Origin of the sequence: Orlajensenia leifsoniae, from assembly GCF_004570845.1 — a bacterium.
Lineage (GTDB): Bacteria > Actinomycetota > Actinomycetes > Actinomycetales > Microbacteriaceae > Orlajensenia > Orlajensenia leifsoniae.
In genome coordinates, this window is record NZ_SPQZ01000001.1 from 658,721 (window position 1) to 672,763 (window position 14,043).

Consider the following 14,043-nt stretch of genomic DNA (forward strand, 5'->3'; position numbering starts at 1 on the left):
CTCACTCCTCGGATGCGGGAGGGTTGTCGAACCCGCCTCCGGTGTCGGCCAGCAGATCGGCCACATCGATGGTACTCGCGCCGCTGCGGGCCAGAGCCGCCTCGACCGAGGAGCGCACGAGCGGGGCGATGAATGTGCCGGCGTTCTCGATGCCGATGCCGCGCAGCAGCCTGGCGGCCTGATCGACGATCGCGCTCGAGAACGACACCGCCGTCTCGACGGCCTCGGCGTACGCGGGGCGGTCGGCCTCGGCCACGATGTGGGGCTCTCCGCCCATCTCCACGACGAGGGCCTGCCCGATCGGCAGCACGGGGGCGGGGGCGGTGACGGCGAACCAGGCCTCGCCGAGTCGCGAGATGTCGAGGCTGGTGCCCGTGAACGTCATCGCCGGATGCACGGCGAGCGGGATGGCTCCGCGCTGAAGCGCCGGGGCGAGCACCTCGGTTCCGTACTGCGCCGCCGTATGGAGCACGAGCTGGCCGGGCTGCCAGGCGCCCGTCGCCGCGAGGCCGGAGACGAGGGCGGGCAGCTCGGCTGCGGGCACCGCGAGGATGACGAGCTCGCTGCGCTCGACCACCTCGGGAACCGTCAGGACGGGAACCCCGGGGAGCATCGCATCCGCTCGCTCGAGACTCGCCTCCGAGACGGCGGAGATGCCGACGAGGGCATGACCGGCTCCGGCGAGGGCTGCGCCGAGCACGGGCCCGACCCGACCGGCCCCGATGATGCCGACGCCGAGCCGACCGGCCCTGGACGAGGGCGATGCTGCCGCGGACGGGCTCATGACGTGCTCCAGTGGTGACTCGTGTCCGAGGCCGCGTAGGTGACGGCGTCGGCTCCGGCCTCGGCGAACAGACGGACGGCCGTGGCCGCGTCGGCGACGTCGAGTGATGCGATGACGGGCCCGGACACCGTCTGAACCTGAACGGCCGCCAGCCGCAACGATCGCTGCAGCGGCCCCTGGGAGAGCGACACGCTCTGCACCCGGGCGTACGGCACGATCGCGAGGTGTCGGGACACGAGGCCGTGGCGCAGCAGCAGCACGCCGGATGCCGCCCTGAAGCCCGTGCGACGCCAGGAGAACGGTCGCAGCCAGGCAGCCCGGCGCGGGGCTCCCGAGTAGTCGTCGTCGCCCCGCGAAACCAGCCCGGCGCGGATCACGAGGGCAGCGTCATCGCCGACGAAGGCCGGCAGCATGAGGCCGAGCACCCGCGAGACGTCCTCGGCTTTTCCGACGGGCATGACCGTCGTGTGGTCGCGGTTCTGGCCGTCGCTGCGCGCCCGGCTCGCCGTGTTGACCTGGATGCGCCACCAGCCGAACGGCCGCCAGAGCAGCGGCTGGCTCACGCCGATGGCGTGGATGCGACCCGGAGGCAGCGTCTCGTTGTTGGTGGAGAGGAGCCCGTAGCCGACGCGCACACCATCGGGCGTGCCCGCGATGCTGTAGCGCAGCATGCGTGTGACCCGGTTCCAGTAGTAACTCACGCTGCCGATGAGGATCGGGAGCACGGCGAAGACCGGCCAGACGGCGTCGTTCGCGACACCCACGATGAGCGCGACCCCCGCCACCAGGAGGAAGACCGTGTATCCGCTGAGCAGCACCGATCCGATCAGCCGCACGACGGGGATGCGCACCACGGACTCGGGCGGGGCGACATCGGCGTCGAGTTCCGGCGCGAGGAACTCGTTCACGCGTTGGTTGATGATGCCTGTGGCAACGGATGCCGGTGCTCCTGTCGCGGTGTCGACGTCGGCGCTGGCGCTGGTGGCGGTCTCGCCACCGGGTGCGGGCGGGGGCAGCACGGCAGCGTCCCTGCTCGCCCGCAACCCCGAGGCGAGCTGCAGGATCTCGCGACGCAGCGCATCCGCCGCGGCCGATCCGAGATAGGCGAGCTGCACATTGCCGTCGTTGCCCGCCACGGCCACGTCGAGCTTGGCTGCGCCGAAGAGTCGCGGAAGCAGCGAGCGGGTGATGGTCACGCCCTGCACCCGATCGAGACGGGCCCGCCGGTGCGTGCGGAACAGCAGGCCGCTGCGCACCTCGACGAGATCATCGGTCACCCGGAAGCTGTGCATGCGCCACGACAGGTAGAACACGGCGATGATCACGATGAGGACCCCGAGCACCGCAAGGAGTGCCCAGCCCACGAGGCCGCGCGCGTAGATGTCGTCGAGGGGATCGTCGCCGTAGCTCGGCACATGGAAGAAGATCTCGACGAGCCGCTCACGCAGGTTGGCGATCACGAAGCCGGCGATGGCGACGAAGGCGATGCCCCCGCGCAGAAGCGGCGACGCAGGATGCAGGCGGTGCCACTCGCCGTCGGTGAGGTTCACAGTCCGGCCCGGCGACTCTCGGCCAGGGTCACGAGCTGATCGCGCAACTCCTCGGCATCGGCCTCGGGCAGCCCGGGGATGGCGACGGCCGTCGCCGCCGCGGCGGTCACGAAGCGCAGGTCGGCGAGGCCGAGGGCGCGCGACACCGGCCCGCGAGTGATGTCGACGAGCTGCATCCGGCCGTACGGCACGGCGACGAAGCGCTGGAACATGATGCCCCGGCGGAACACGAGGTCGTCCGTCCGCAGGGCGTAGCCGATCGAGCGCACTCTACGGGGTTCGACGACGATGCTGATGATGAAGAACACGGCCACGAACGGCAGTGCCCATCCGGCCCACGTCCAGTCCCACGCGAGCCAGGCGACGGCGACGAGGCCGCAGACGATCACGGCCGCGATGCCGAGCTGCACGAGTCCCGCGACGAGGTACTTCGGGGAGACGCGCTTCCAGGCGATTCCGGGCAGATCGATGCGCGGATCGGTCGACTCCGCGGGAGCCGCGGAGTCGGGTGCGTGATCCTCCGGGCCGGCGCTCGTCATCGCGACATCGTCGTCATGGTCGGTCTCAGGCATGGGCTCCAACTTCGTCGTCCGGATCGTCGCCGCTCGGCGGGATGGTGCAGAAGTACTCGGCGATGAGGCCGGCGGCCAGCAGGAGCGCGGCGGTGACGGCCGAGGCGACGGCCATCCAGATCGAGCCGAGGCCAGGGATAGCCGTGCGGGTGAGCAGGTAGACCAGCACCCCGAGACCGCCGCCGAGGAGGAGGGCTCCGGCGAGGGACGATGCCTTCGCGAGGGCCGCGACCCTCATCGCGCGGAACGGGTTGATGCGCTCCTTCGACCTGCCCGTGACGGCACGGCGGATGGGCACGGCGAAGCCGATCACGACAGCGGCGATTGCCACGAGGGCGATCGGCAGGGAGAGGGGCGGCACGAACACGGCTCGTCCTGTCGCGGCCGTACCGAGCTCGACCAGATAGCCGACCACGAGGCCGACGAGGGCGAGGGCTATGAGCGTCGTCGGATGCGTGCGGGTCATCGTGTCGTCCATCCGGAGTCGGCCGGCCACACGGCGACGGCATCGGTGGGCGGCAGGGCCGCGAGCAGGGCGTCGATGCGACCGAGGCCCGGCAGAACGGCATCCGGTTCGATCTCGAGCCAGGGTGCCAGCACGAAGGCGCGCTCGGCGGCACGCGGATGCGGCAGAGTCAGTCGCGCGTCGTCCGAGCCGACGTCGCCGAAGGTGATGATGTCGATGTCGAGGGTGCGGTCGCCCCAGCGTTCGTCGCGGGTGCGACCGTGATCGGCCTCGATCGCGTTGATCGCGTGGAGCAGCGCGTCGGCGTCGAGCGTCGTGGCGATGCTGACGACGGCGTTCAGGTATCGGGGAGCCTGATCGTCCGTGCCGGTGAGCTTCACGGCCGTCGACTCCACCAGCTTCGATGCGGCGGTGAGACGGATGCCGTCGGTGTCGGCGATCTCGGCGATGGCCGTGGCGATCTGCTCGGCGCGGTCACCGAGGTTGCTGCCGAGAGCGAGGACGGAGCGGGTCTCCGCCGATGCGTCGCCCTCGCGCGGCCCGGCGCTCACGCGCGACCCCGGGTGATGCTGACGGACACGTCGTCGAATCGCTCGGGGATGGGGGCCTGCGGCTTGTGCACTGTGACGCGCACCTCATGGGCCGCGGGATGCGCCAGTACCGTGGCGGCGATGCGCTCGGCCAGGGTCTCGATGAGGTCGACGGGATCGCGGCGCACGGCCTCGGCGATCTCGACGGCCAGTTCTCCGTAGTGGATGGTCTGCGCCAGTTCGTCATCGGCCGCTGCCCCCGCGAAATCGAGCCACACGGTCGCGTCGATCACGAACTCCTGGCCGTCGCGGCGCTCGTGTTCGAACACCCCGTGGTGCGCGTCGATGCGCAGTCCGGTGATGCTGATGCTGTCGAGCGTCTTATCCACGCTCTCCACCTTGCCATGCGCGCACGACGTCGAGGGCGCGGCGCGTGCCGAGAACGTCGTGCACGCGCACGCCCCACACCCCGGCGCGAGCGCTCAGGGCGCTCACCACGGCCGTCGGGAGATCCCGGTCGGCCACCGGCGCGTCGGCGGGCAGCAGACGTCCGAGGAACCGCTTGCGCGACGCCCCGATGAGGAGCGGATGCCCCAGACTGGCGAGCTCGCCGAGGTTGCCGAGCAGCTCCCAGTCGTGCTCGGCACGCTTGGCGAAGCCCAGGCCGGGGTCGAGGATGATGCGGTCGGATCTGATGCCGGCAGCCAGCAGGGCGTCGACCCGGGCGGCGAGCTCCGACCGCACGTCGGTCACGACGTCGCCGTAGCGGGCGAGATCGTTCATGTGCTTGGAGTGCCCGCGCCAGTGCATCGCGACGTAGTGCACGTCGAGGTCGGCGACGGCTGCCGCCATGTCGGGGTCGGCGAGACCACCCGAGACATCGTTGACGACTGCGGCGCCGGCGGTGACGGCCTCGACCGCCGTCGACGCGTTCATGGTGTCGACGCTCACGGCGATGCCCGCCGCGCTGAGGGCGGCGATCACGGGGATCACTCGCCCCTGCTCGGCGACGGGGTCGACGCGCTCGGCGCCGGGGCGTGTGGACTCCCCGCCCACGTCGATCAGGTCGGCGCCCTCGGCCACCAGCGCCTCAGCGTGGGCGATGGCGGAGTCGGTGTCGACCCAGCGGCCGCCGTCGCTGAAGGAATCAGGGGTCACGTTCAGCACACCGAGGATGACGGTGTCGACGGATGCCGCCATCTCAGCCACGCGGGGATTCGCCGATGAGCGCCATGAGCTCGGCCCGGGCGACGGCGTCCGTCAGCTCGCCTCGGCTGGCCACCGTGACGGTCGAACTGCCGGCCTGGCGCGAGCCGCGGGCGACGACGCACCTGTGAACGGCATCCATCACCACGAGGACGCCCCGGGCGGCGAGCCCGGTCTCGAGCGCGTCGGCGATCTCCTCGGTCAGGCGTTCCTGCAACTGGGGTCGCGTGGAGAGGGTCTCGACCACGTCGGCCAGCTTGCCCAGTCCGACGATGCGCTCACCGGGGAGGTAGGCGACGTGCACGATGCCGACGAACGGCAACAGGTGGTGCTCGCAGATCGACCTGAAGTCGATCCCCCGCACGATGACGGCGTCGCTGGTCTGCGGCAGGCCGTCGTCGCTGGAGCCCAGCGGGACGGCGTCGAGCAGGTGCGACACGGGGTCGACCTCGAGCCCGCCGAAGAACTCCGCGTAGGAGTCCGCCACGCGCTTCGGGGTCTTCACGAGCCCGGGCCGAGAGGGATCCTCGCCGATCGCGAGCAGCAGCTCGGTCACGGCGGCTTCGATGCGTGGCCGATCGACGCCCGTCACACGCGCTCCCGGTCTACGCCGTCGCCGGACGCGGCTTCACGGCGCGGGTGCGCGCCGGGGCCGGTGCGGCCGGAGCCTCGGTGTCGGACCCGACTCCGCCATCCGTCACCGTCTCGTCGATCGGTGCAGGCGTGGGGAAGTCGATCGGAGGCCGCTCCGACAACGGACGCGACTGGCTCGAGAGCCACAGCGGACGCTCGGGGAGCTTCTTGATGTCCTTGAAGATCTCGGCGATCTCGTTGTGGTCGAGAGTCTCCTTCTCGAGCAGCTCGCGGGCCAGGTGGTCGAGGATGTCGCGGTTCTCGTTGATGACCTCCCACGCCTCGTCGTGCGCCTTCTCGATGAGCGCGCGCACCTCGGCGTCGACGCGCTCTGCGATGCGCTCGGAGTAGTCGCGCTGGTGGCCCATGTCGCGGCCGAGGAAGACCTCGCCCTGCGACTGGCCGAGCTTGACGGCTCCGACGTCGGCACTCATGCCGAACTCGGTGACCATCTTGCGTGCGGTGGCGGTGGCCTTCTCGATGTCGTTCGAGGCACCGGTGGTCGGGTCGTGGAAGACGATCTCCTCGGCGACGCGGCCGCCCATGGCGTAGGCGAGCTGGTCGAGGAGCTCGTTGCGCGTGATCGAGTACTTGTCCTCGAGCGGGAGCACCATCGTGTAGCCGAGGGCGCGACCGCGCGGCAGGATCGTGATCTTCGACACGGGGTCGGTGTAGTTCATCGCTGCGGCAGCGAGGGCGTGGCCGCCCTCGTGGTACGCCGTGATGAGCTTCTCCTTGTCCTTCATCAGACGCGTGCGGCGCTGCGGACCGGCGATGACGCGGTCGATCGCCTCGTCGAGCGCACGGTTGTCGATGAGCTGGGCGTTGGAGCGCGCCGTGAGCAGGGCGGCCTCGTTCAGAACGTTGGCGAGGTCGGCTCCCGTGAAGCCCGGGGTCTTGCGGGCGACGATCTCGAGGTCGACGCCCTTGGCGAGCGGCTTGCCCTTGCCGTGCACCTCGAGGATCTTCTTACGGCCCTGCAGGTCGGGGGCGTCGACACCGATCTGGCGGTCGAAGCGGCCGGGACGCAGCAGCGCGGGGTCGAGGATGTCGGGACGGTTCGTCGCTGCGATGAGGATGACGTTGGTCTTCGGGTCGAAGCCGTCCATCTCGACCAGGAGCTGGTTGAGGGTCTGCTCGCGCTCGTCGTGACCGCCGCCCATGCCCGCGCCACGGTGGCGACCGACGGCGTCGATCTCGTCGACGAAGATGATGGCCGGTGCGTTCTGGCGGGCCTGCTCGAAGAGGTCGCGCACGCGGCTCGCGCCGACGCCGACGAACATCTCGACGAAGTCGGAACCGGAGATCGAGTAGAAGGGGACTCCGGCCTCGCCGGCGACGGCGCGGGCGAGGAGGGTCTTACCGGTTCCGGGAGGGCCGTAGAGCAGCACGCCCTTGGGGATGCGGGCTCCGACGGCCTGGAACTTCGCGGGCTCCTTGAGGAAGTCCTTGATCTCCTGCAGTTCCTCGAGGGCCTCGTCGCTTCCGGCGACGTCGTCGAAGGTGACCTGCGGGCTCTCCTTCGTGACGAGCTTGGCCTTCGACTTGCCGAACTGCATGACCTTGTTGCCGCCGCCCTGCATGCCCGACAGCATGATCCAGAAGAAGACGCCGATGAGCAGGAGCGGAAGGAGGAACCCGAGCGCGGAGAGGAACCAGTTCGGCTGCGGAACCTCGTCGGTGAAGCCGTCCTTGGGCTTGGCCGAATTCACGGCGTCGACGACCTCTTCACCGCGCGGGGTGACGTAGTAGAACTGCACCTGCTCGCCGTATTTGGGATCGGCGCTCGTGAGAGTGAGGTCGACGCGCTGCTCGCCGTCGACGATCTTCGCGCTCGCGACTTTGCCGTCGTTCAGGAACTCGAGTCCCTGCTGGGTCGACACCTCGCGGAAGCCCGACATCGTGATCAGGCTGGACCCGATCCAGACGGCGATGATGGCCAGAATGATGTACAGGAATGGTCCGCGCAGGAGCTTCTTCACGTTCATGGTGCTCTGAGGGTATCGCCCGGGCGCTGTGCACTTGCTCCATGTTCGCTCACGGCTTGCCGCAGCGCCGGGGCGCGACGAGCGTCACTCCGACCGCGCCACCGCTGACGGGAGTCTCACGCTCTCGATGAGGTCGCCGATCTCCGGCCGGTTGGGAGTCTCCTCGACGACGGCGAAGCGGTCTCCGGTTCTCCGGTACAGGCCCGCCCTCGGTGGCATGTCCTTGATGCGCGAGTTGTCGACGATGAGGAAGTAGCCGCCCTCGTCGAGACTGTCGAGCACCGAGGCGACCCCGGCGCGCAGCATGTCATCCGAGAAGTACAGCTGACGGAGCAGGTTGGCCACCTTGATGAGGGTCGGCCTCGGCTCGCCCCAGCGGGTGAAGACGTCATGCTGGCGGAAGGTGACCCTGGGATCGGAGGCCATCAGTGCTCGGGCATCGGGGTTCAGCAGGAGCACCTGCTCCACCGGGACGTCGGGCTGGAGCGATCGGGCGATCCGGCGCGAGTACAGCCGCCGCACCAACCCGGACAGGCTCGGCCACGCGACGGCACGGGGACCGACGACGAGGATGCACTCCCCCGCCTGGTCGAACAGGAAGGTGCGACCGCCCGACCGTCGCGCGGTGAGATGGAAGTACAGGTCGGCGATGATGTACTCGCCGAAGGTCGGGAGCTTGCCGATCAGGTCGACGGAGGTCGACCCGTCCGATGCGCCGATGTCGACGATGACGGCATCCGTCAGGTCGATGTTGTCGATGATGAGGGCGTCGGCAGCCGGGTGCCTGTCCCCCTCGGTGATCTTGATGGTCTCGCCGACGTGGATCGCCGACATCGCACGGCGGAAGTCCTCCGCGGAGACATCCGGATCGAGGATGACGCTGGGGTCGCGCCAGAAGAACCGGGTGAATGCCTTCTGCAGCGGGGCGGGCCAACGCCCGGAAAGCGGCCTGATCGGGAGTCGCATGGCGTCAATATAGCTTCAGCTCATCGCGAAGGCTATGAACGGCCTGAAACTCGTGCGTCCGGGGCTGCGGGTCGGGCGAGATCCGACCTCAGCTGTAGACGTGCGGCGCGAGGATGCCGACGCCGCGCAGGTTGCGGTACTTCTCGGCGTAGTCGAGGCCGTAGCCCACGACAAACTGGTTCGGGATGTCGAAGCCGAGGTACTTGACGTCGACGGCGACCTTGGCGGCATCCGGCTTGCGCAGCAGGGCGCAGATCTCGACCGACGCCGCTCCGCGCGTGACCAGGTTGGACTGCAGCCAGCTCAGCGTGAGCCCGGAGTCGATGATGTCCTCGACGATGAGCACGTGACGGCCGGTGACGTCGGTGTCGAGGTCCTTCAGGATGCGCACGACTCCACTCGACTGGGTGCCGCTGCCGTACGACGAGACGGCCATCCAGTCCATGTTGGCGTGGATGCGCAGTTCACGGGCGAGGTCGGCCATGACCATGACGGCGCCCTTCAGCACGCCGACAAGGAGCACGTTCTTGTCTGCGTAGTCGACCTCGATCACCCGGGCGAGCTCGGCGAGCTTCGCGTGGATGTCTTCTTCGCTCAGCAGCATCTCGGTGAGCTGGCCGTCGATGTCGTGGGCTTCCATGGCCTGGGGTTTCCGTTCCGCTTGGGTCGATCAGGGTGTGATCAGGGTGATCCGGGTGTGATCAGAGGGGAGTCGACGCTGCGGTGAACACGATCAGTCCGCCGTCGCGTTTCACTCTAATACCCGGCAGATCGAGCGGTTTCTGGCCGTGCCAGTCCGTGACCAGCCTGGCGACAGCCAGAGTCTGAACCCGGCTCAGACTCACGCCGAACTCGCTGTCCACCACGTGACGGATGATGCGCTGCCGCAGCGCGGCCGGGTTCGCCGCCAGGGCGCCGACCGACACCGCGATTCCGGCCTCGGCCGGCTCGCAGATCTCCTCGATGGTCTCCTCGACCATGGAGTCGAGCGCCTCGGAGTCCTCACGCAACTGCTCCGCCGTGCGGGCGAGGGCCTCGGCGATGCCGGGACCGAGCTCGGTCTCGAGCACGGGCAGCACGCGCGCGCGCACCCGCACCCGCGCGTAGAGGTCGCTGTCGTTGTGCGGGTCGTCCCAGGCGCCCAGTCCGGCGTCGGTGCAGAACTGGCGAGTGGTCGATCGACGGATGCCGAGGAGCGGGCGCCGCAGGATCCCGGATGCCGCAGCCATGCCCTGCAGACTCGACCCCCCTGAGCCCCGAGCGAGCCCCAGCAGCACGGTCTCGGCCTGGTCGTCGAGGGTGTGGCCGACCAGCACGGCGAGAGCACCGGTCTCGGCGGCGGCGGCGTTCAGGGCCTCGTAGCGGGCGTCCCGGGCTGCGGCCTCGGGACCTCCGCCATCCGTCGCCGCCGCGACGTCCACCCGGCGCACCAGCACCGGGTCGAGGCCGAGTGCCCGGGCCTGGGCCGCAGCTCGCTCCGCCACCGCGGCCGAGCCGGCCTGCAACCCGTGGTCGACGACGACTGCGCCGGCGCGCATCGCCGACCGCGGCGCCTCGAAGGCTGTCGCCGCGGCGAGGGCGAGGGAATCGGCGCCGCCGCTCAGCGCGACGAGGAGCAGCGCATCCGTCGTCGCCGGGGCGAGGTCATCGATGCAGCTGCGCACTGCACGGCGCACGTCGGCGATGGCGGGGGTCAGCCGGGGACGGCGCTCGGACTCCATCCAGTAACCTTAAGCCGACTTTCCCGACACTCAAGGAGAACAGAACATGGCCGCATACGACGTCGTCGTCGAAATCCCCAAGGGGAGCCGCAACAAGTACGAGGTCGACCACGAGACCGGGCGCGTCTACCTCGACCGCGTGCTCTTCACGAGCTTCGCGTACCCGACCGATTACGGATTCTTCGAGAACACCCTGGCCGATGACGGCGATCCCCTCGACGCGCTCCTGCTCCTCGAGTACCCCGTCTACCCCGGCGTCGGCGTCTCGGTCCGCCCCGTCGGCTACCTCGACATGAGCGATGAGGCCGGCGGAGACGCCAAGGTCATCGTCGTGCCGGCCAAGGACCCGCGCTGGGCGCACATCCAGGACATCGACGACGTGCCCGAGCAGACCAAGAACGAGCTCAAGCACTTCTTCGAGCACTACAAGGACCTGGAGCCCGGCAAGTGGGTCAAGGTCGAGGCATGGGGCAACGCGGCTGAGGCCGAGGCGATCATCCAGAAGTCGATCGAGGCGTTCCCCGGACACGAGAAGCACTAGAACTTCTCGAACACGGATCCATCAGGAGGGGCGGGCTGCGGCTCGCCCCTCCTGCGTCCCACCGGAGCGGAGTCGGACTAGCCCGGACGACCGACCATGCCGGCCACGTCGTAGCCGCCCCAGATGTACCACTCGCGTACGGGCTTGCCCCAGTCGGCTGCCTCGAGGATGCGGTCGCCGCCGAGGTAGATGGCCACGTGGTAGTAGTCGCCGCCGCTGCCCCAGAAGATGAGATCGCCGCGCTGGCGCTGCGAATAGGGCACGAGGCGCCCCTGTCCGGCCATCGTCCAGTACTGGTTGGTGGCCGAGTGCGTGCCGATGTAGGAGCCCGCCGCCGCGTAGGCGGCCTTGGTGAGCCCGGAGCAGTCCCAGGTGTTCCAGCTGTCGCCGGGCGAGGCGTACGGCTTGCCGAGCTGCGCTGAAGCGAAGCCGATGGCGGTCTCCACGAGGTTGCCGTTCGGAGCCGGTGCCGGAGCGGGGGCTGGAGCCGGTGCAGGGGCCGGCGCGGGTGCCGGGGCACCGCCACCACCGCCACCGCCGCCTCCACCACCGCCGCCGCCGTTGTTGGCGGCGTCCTCAGCGGCTTTGTCGGCCGCGGCCTTGTCGGCGGCCGCCTTCTCGGCAGCCGCCTTCTCAGCGGCCGCTCGCTCTGCGGCGGCTGCGGCCTCGGCTGCGGCGATCCCCTCGATGCGGTCCTTCTCGAGCGCGGCCGTCGTGTCCTTCAACGTGGCCAGCTGGCTGTACAGCTCGTCGGAGTACTTGACCTGCTCGGCATAGGCGTCTTCGGCGGCCTTCGCGGCGACCTGCGCGCTCGCGAGCTTCGTCTCGGCGTCTGCGGCGAGCTTCTTGCGCTCGGCTGCTGCGGAGTCGGCCTCAGCGGCCAGCGCCGTCGCGGTGTTGGCGTCCTGCAGGGCCTCGGTGTAGATCTCCTGAGACTGCTCACTCAGCTTCGACGCCGATCCCAGTCGGTGCAGCAGGTCCTCGGCCTTGTCGCCGTTGAGGAACAGGTCGACCGAGAGGTCCTTCCCGCCCGAGCGCGCGAGGTGCGCCGCGATCAGCCCGGCGCGCATCTTCGAGGTCTTCGCCGTCTTGGCTGCGGCATCCGCCTGCGACCGCAGGTCCTTCTCGCGCTCCTGCGCCGTAGCCAGCGCCTCGAGGGCGTTCCGGTAGGCCTCTGCGGCGATCTGCGACTGCTTCGACGCCTCCTCGGCGGCCGCGGACAGCCCGGCGAGCAGCTCGGTGACGCGGGTGATCTCGGCCTTCTTCGTGGCCTCGTTCTTCTTCGCCGTCTGGATCTCGTCCCACGACGGGTACCCGGGGTCGGCGAGCGCCGGGGCGACGATGCCGACGGATGCCGTCACAGCACCGGCCGTCAGCACGGCGAACAGCGAGAACGGTGTCAGTCGCGATCCGCGGGAGCGGTCCTTCTCAGCCAAGCGGTACTCCGAGTCCGGCCATCCACGGGAACGGGTTGATGCGATAGTCGCCCTGGTACACCTCGAAGTGGAGGTGGCATCCGGTCGAGGCACCCGTGGTGCCGACGCCGGCGATGTTCTGCCCCACGTTGACGTGCTGGCCCACGCCGACATACGTTCCGCCGTAGGCGATGTGCGCGTAGCCGGTGTAGATGCCGTCGCCGTGGTCGATCTTGACGTAGTTGCCGTAGGTGCCGAGGTAGCCGGCGTAGACGACGGTTCCGCTGGCCGCGGCGAAGATGGGGGCGCCGCATCCGGCGCCGATGTCGGCGCCGTAGTGGAACGATCCGCTGCAGCCGCCACTGCCGCACAGCGACGCACGCGGGCCGTACCCGTCGGTGATCGGCCCTCCCGCCGGGACGCCCCACAGGCTCTGCGGTGAGACGTAGCCGCCGGGCAGTCCGGCACCGTTCCAGCCGCCACCACCGCCGCCTCCTCCTCCGCCACCGCCGGCAGCAGCTGCAGCGGCGGCCTCTTCTGCGGCCTTCGCCCGAGCCGCGGCCTCGCGGGCCAGACGCTCGCGCTCCAGGCGGGCTCGTTCCTCGACGCCCTTCTGGTACGCGGTGGCGACCTTGGCCTGAGTGTCCTGGAGGAAGGCGAGCTGGGCTGCGAGTTCTGCACTCTTGGCCTGCGACTCGGCCAGGGCGGCCTCTGCCGCCTGCTGGGCTTCGATCGCGGCAGCGAGAGCGTTCTCGGCGGCGATGCGCAGCTTCTCGCGCTCACCCTGCGCGACCTTGGCCTGTTCGCCCAGCGACTTGGCCGTGTTGGCCGCTGTGCGGGCCGACTCGTAGATCTCCGAACTGCGCTCGACGAGCTTGCTCATGCTGCCGAGCTGCGACAGCAGGGCGTCGGACTTCTCGGCATCCTGATCGAGCATGAGGTTGGCGGTGAGGTCGGTGCCTCCGGTGCGATAGAGCTGGGCCGCGAGCTGGCCGGCCTGCGCCGTGGCTGCGTCGGCCTCCTTCTGGCTCGCGTCGGCCTGCGCCTGGATCTCGGCGGCCTTCCGCACCGCCTCGTCGTAGGCGTCCTGCGCGACCTGGAGTTCGGCGCCGCGCTTCTCGGCCTCGGCCTGCGTCTCGGCGACCTGCACCTCGATCTGCGCGATGAGGTCTGTGATCTGGGCGACCTTGTCTGCAGCGGCCGACGTGTTCGACTTCGCCTTCTGCAGGTCATCCCAGGTGGGGTACTCGTCGGCGGCCGCCGGGGACACGAGGCCGCCCGTCATGGCCAGCGCGACGACGACGGCGATGGCAGCCACTCGAGCACCGACGCGCAGGCGCGGCCGACGCGAGCTCGCGTCCGGTCGTCGCCGGCGAAGCCCGTACTTCCGCTCGCGGTATTCCATGAATCCCCATTCGATCGCGCTGGGGGGACGCGCGATCACTCTGGTCACTTCTTTAACACTAACAACAGCGGCGAAACGACCGGCTGATGGCAGCCGAGCGCGTCGACGGGAACCGCCGCGAGGAATCTAACCCGATGGCAGGTCGAAATCCGGCTCATCCTGCGCCAGTCGCAGAATCGGATGCATCCGCATGTTTCCGGGCTCGTCGACGTGATTCCCTGCTCGATTTGTCACGTCGCGCGCCACACCGTATGCTTATGCGTCGG

The 14,043-nt window shown here is 69.6% G+C and carries 15 protein-coding genes; 1 reads left to right on the forward strand and 14 read right to left on the reverse strand.

The features are described 5' to 3' along the window. Nucleotide 1 precedes the first annotated feature (1 nt). The 12 genes from E4M00_RS03240 to tilS form a co-directional block, all read right to left on the reverse strand. Nucleotides 2–784: a Rossmann-like and DUF2520 domain-containing protein gene (locus E4M00_RS03240; RefSeq protein WP_135119041.1), complete on the reverse strand. Its 783-nt coding sequence runs from the start codon at nt 782–784 to the stop codon at nt 2–4. Further along, a complete protein-coding gene (locus tag E4M00_RS03245) occupies nt 781–2,334 on the reverse strand; it encodes a PH domain-containing protein (RefSeq protein WP_135119042.1) in 1,554 nt (517 codons plus the stop codon). The genes E4M00_RS03240 and E4M00_RS03245 overlap by 4 nt, the downstream gene beginning before the upstream one ends. Then, the gene (locus tag E4M00_RS03250; RefSeq protein WP_240036808.1) at nt 2,331–2,906 is read right to left on the reverse strand and encodes a PH domain-containing protein; all 576 of its coding nucleotides are present in this window, start codon (nt 2,904–2,906) and stop codon (nt 2,331–2,333) included. The genes E4M00_RS03245 and E4M00_RS03250 overlap by 4 nt, the downstream gene beginning before the upstream one ends. After that, a complete protein-coding gene (locus E4M00_RS03255; RefSeq protein WP_135119043.1) occupies nt 2,899–3,372 on the reverse strand; it encodes a DUF3180 family protein in 474 nt (157 codons plus the stop codon). The genes E4M00_RS03250 and E4M00_RS03255 overlap by 8 nt, the downstream gene beginning before the upstream one ends. Continuing rightward, nucleotides 3,369–3,923: a 2-amino-4-hydroxy-6-hydroxymethyldihydropteridine diphosphokinase gene (gene folK, locus E4M00_RS03260; RefSeq protein ID WP_135119044.1), complete on the reverse strand. Its 555-nt coding sequence runs from the start codon at nt 3,921–3,923 to the stop codon at nt 3,369–3,371. Before folK ends, E4M00_RS03255 begins: the two co-directional genes overlap by 4 nt. Continuing rightward, nucleotides 3,920–4,291 carry a dihydroneopterin aldolase gene (gene folB / locus E4M00_RS03265; protein WP_135119045.1) on the reverse strand — a complete coding sequence of 124 codons (372 nt, stop codon included), beginning with the start codon at nt 4,289–4,291 and terminating at the stop codon, nt 3,920–3,922. Before folB ends, folK begins: the two co-directional genes overlap by 4 nt. Continuing rightward, nucleotides 4,284–5,102, reverse strand: a complete 819-nt coding sequence (gene folP, locus E4M00_RS03270; RefSeq protein WP_135119219.1) for a dihydropteroate synthase — start codon at nt 5,100–5,102, stop codon at nt 4,284–4,286. The genes folB and folP overlap by 8 nt, the downstream gene beginning before the upstream one ends. Before the next feature lies 1 nt (nt 5,103). Further along, nucleotides 5,104–5,700 carry a GTP cyclohydrolase I gene (gene folE / locus E4M00_RS03275; protein ID WP_135119046.1) on the reverse strand — a complete coding sequence of 199 codons (597 nt, stop codon included), beginning with the start codon at nt 5,698–5,700 and terminating at the stop codon, nt 5,104–5,106. A 13-nt stretch (nt 5,701–5,713) separates the two neighbouring features. Next, complete coding sequence (ftsH, locus tag E4M00_RS03280) at nt 5,714–7,729, reverse strand: ATP-dependent zinc metalloprotease FtsH (RefSeq protein WP_135119047.1); 2,016 nt, start codon at nt 7,727–7,729, stop codon at nt 5,714–5,716. 84 nt (nt 7,730–7,813) lie between these two features. After that, nucleotides 7,814–8,695 carry a hypothetical protein gene (locus E4M00_RS03285; protein ID WP_135119048.1) on the reverse strand — a complete coding sequence of 294 codons (882 nt, stop codon included), beginning with the start codon at nt 8,693–8,695 and terminating at the stop codon, nt 7,814–7,816. 88 nt (nt 8,696–8,783) lie between these two features. After that, nucleotides 8,784–9,335, reverse strand: coding sequence for a hypoxanthine phosphoribosyltransferase (gene hpt, locus E4M00_RS03290; protein WP_056165536.1), 552 nt, complete (start codon nt 9,333–9,335; stop codon nt 8,784–8,786). A gap of 61 nt (nt 9,336–9,396) precedes the next feature. After that, nucleotides 9,397–10,416, reverse strand: a complete 1,020-nt coding sequence (gene tilS, locus E4M00_RS03295; RefSeq protein WP_135119049.1) for a tRNA lysidine(34) synthetase TilS — start codon at nt 10,414–10,416, stop codon at nt 9,397–9,399. Nucleotides 10,417–10,462: 46 nt separating this feature from the next. On the opposite strand from tilS, the gene E4M00_RS03300 reads away from it, so the two are divergent. After that, nucleotides 10,463–10,957 (forward strand): inorganic diphosphatase, encoded by a 495-nt coding sequence (locus tag E4M00_RS03300; RefSeq protein WP_056165533.1) that lies wholly within the window; start codon nt 10,463–10,465, stop codon nt 10,955–10,957. Between the two features lie 77 nt (nt 10,958–11,034). Here E4M00_RS03300 and E4M00_RS17945 read toward each other — a convergent pair whose 3' ends face one another. Continuing rightward, a complete protein-coding gene (locus E4M00_RS17945; protein ID WP_135119050.1) occupies nt 11,035–12,393 on the reverse strand; it encodes a C40 family peptidase in 1,359 nt (452 codons plus the stop codon). Then, the gene (locus E4M00_RS03310; protein WP_135119051.1) at nt 12,386–13,825 is read right to left on the reverse strand and encodes a M23 family metallopeptidase; all 1,440 of its coding nucleotides are present in this window, start codon (nt 13,823–13,825) and stop codon (nt 12,386–12,388) included. Before E4M00_RS03310 ends, E4M00_RS17945 begins: the two co-directional genes overlap by 8 nt. Nucleotides 13,826–14,043: the final 218 nt, after the last annotated feature.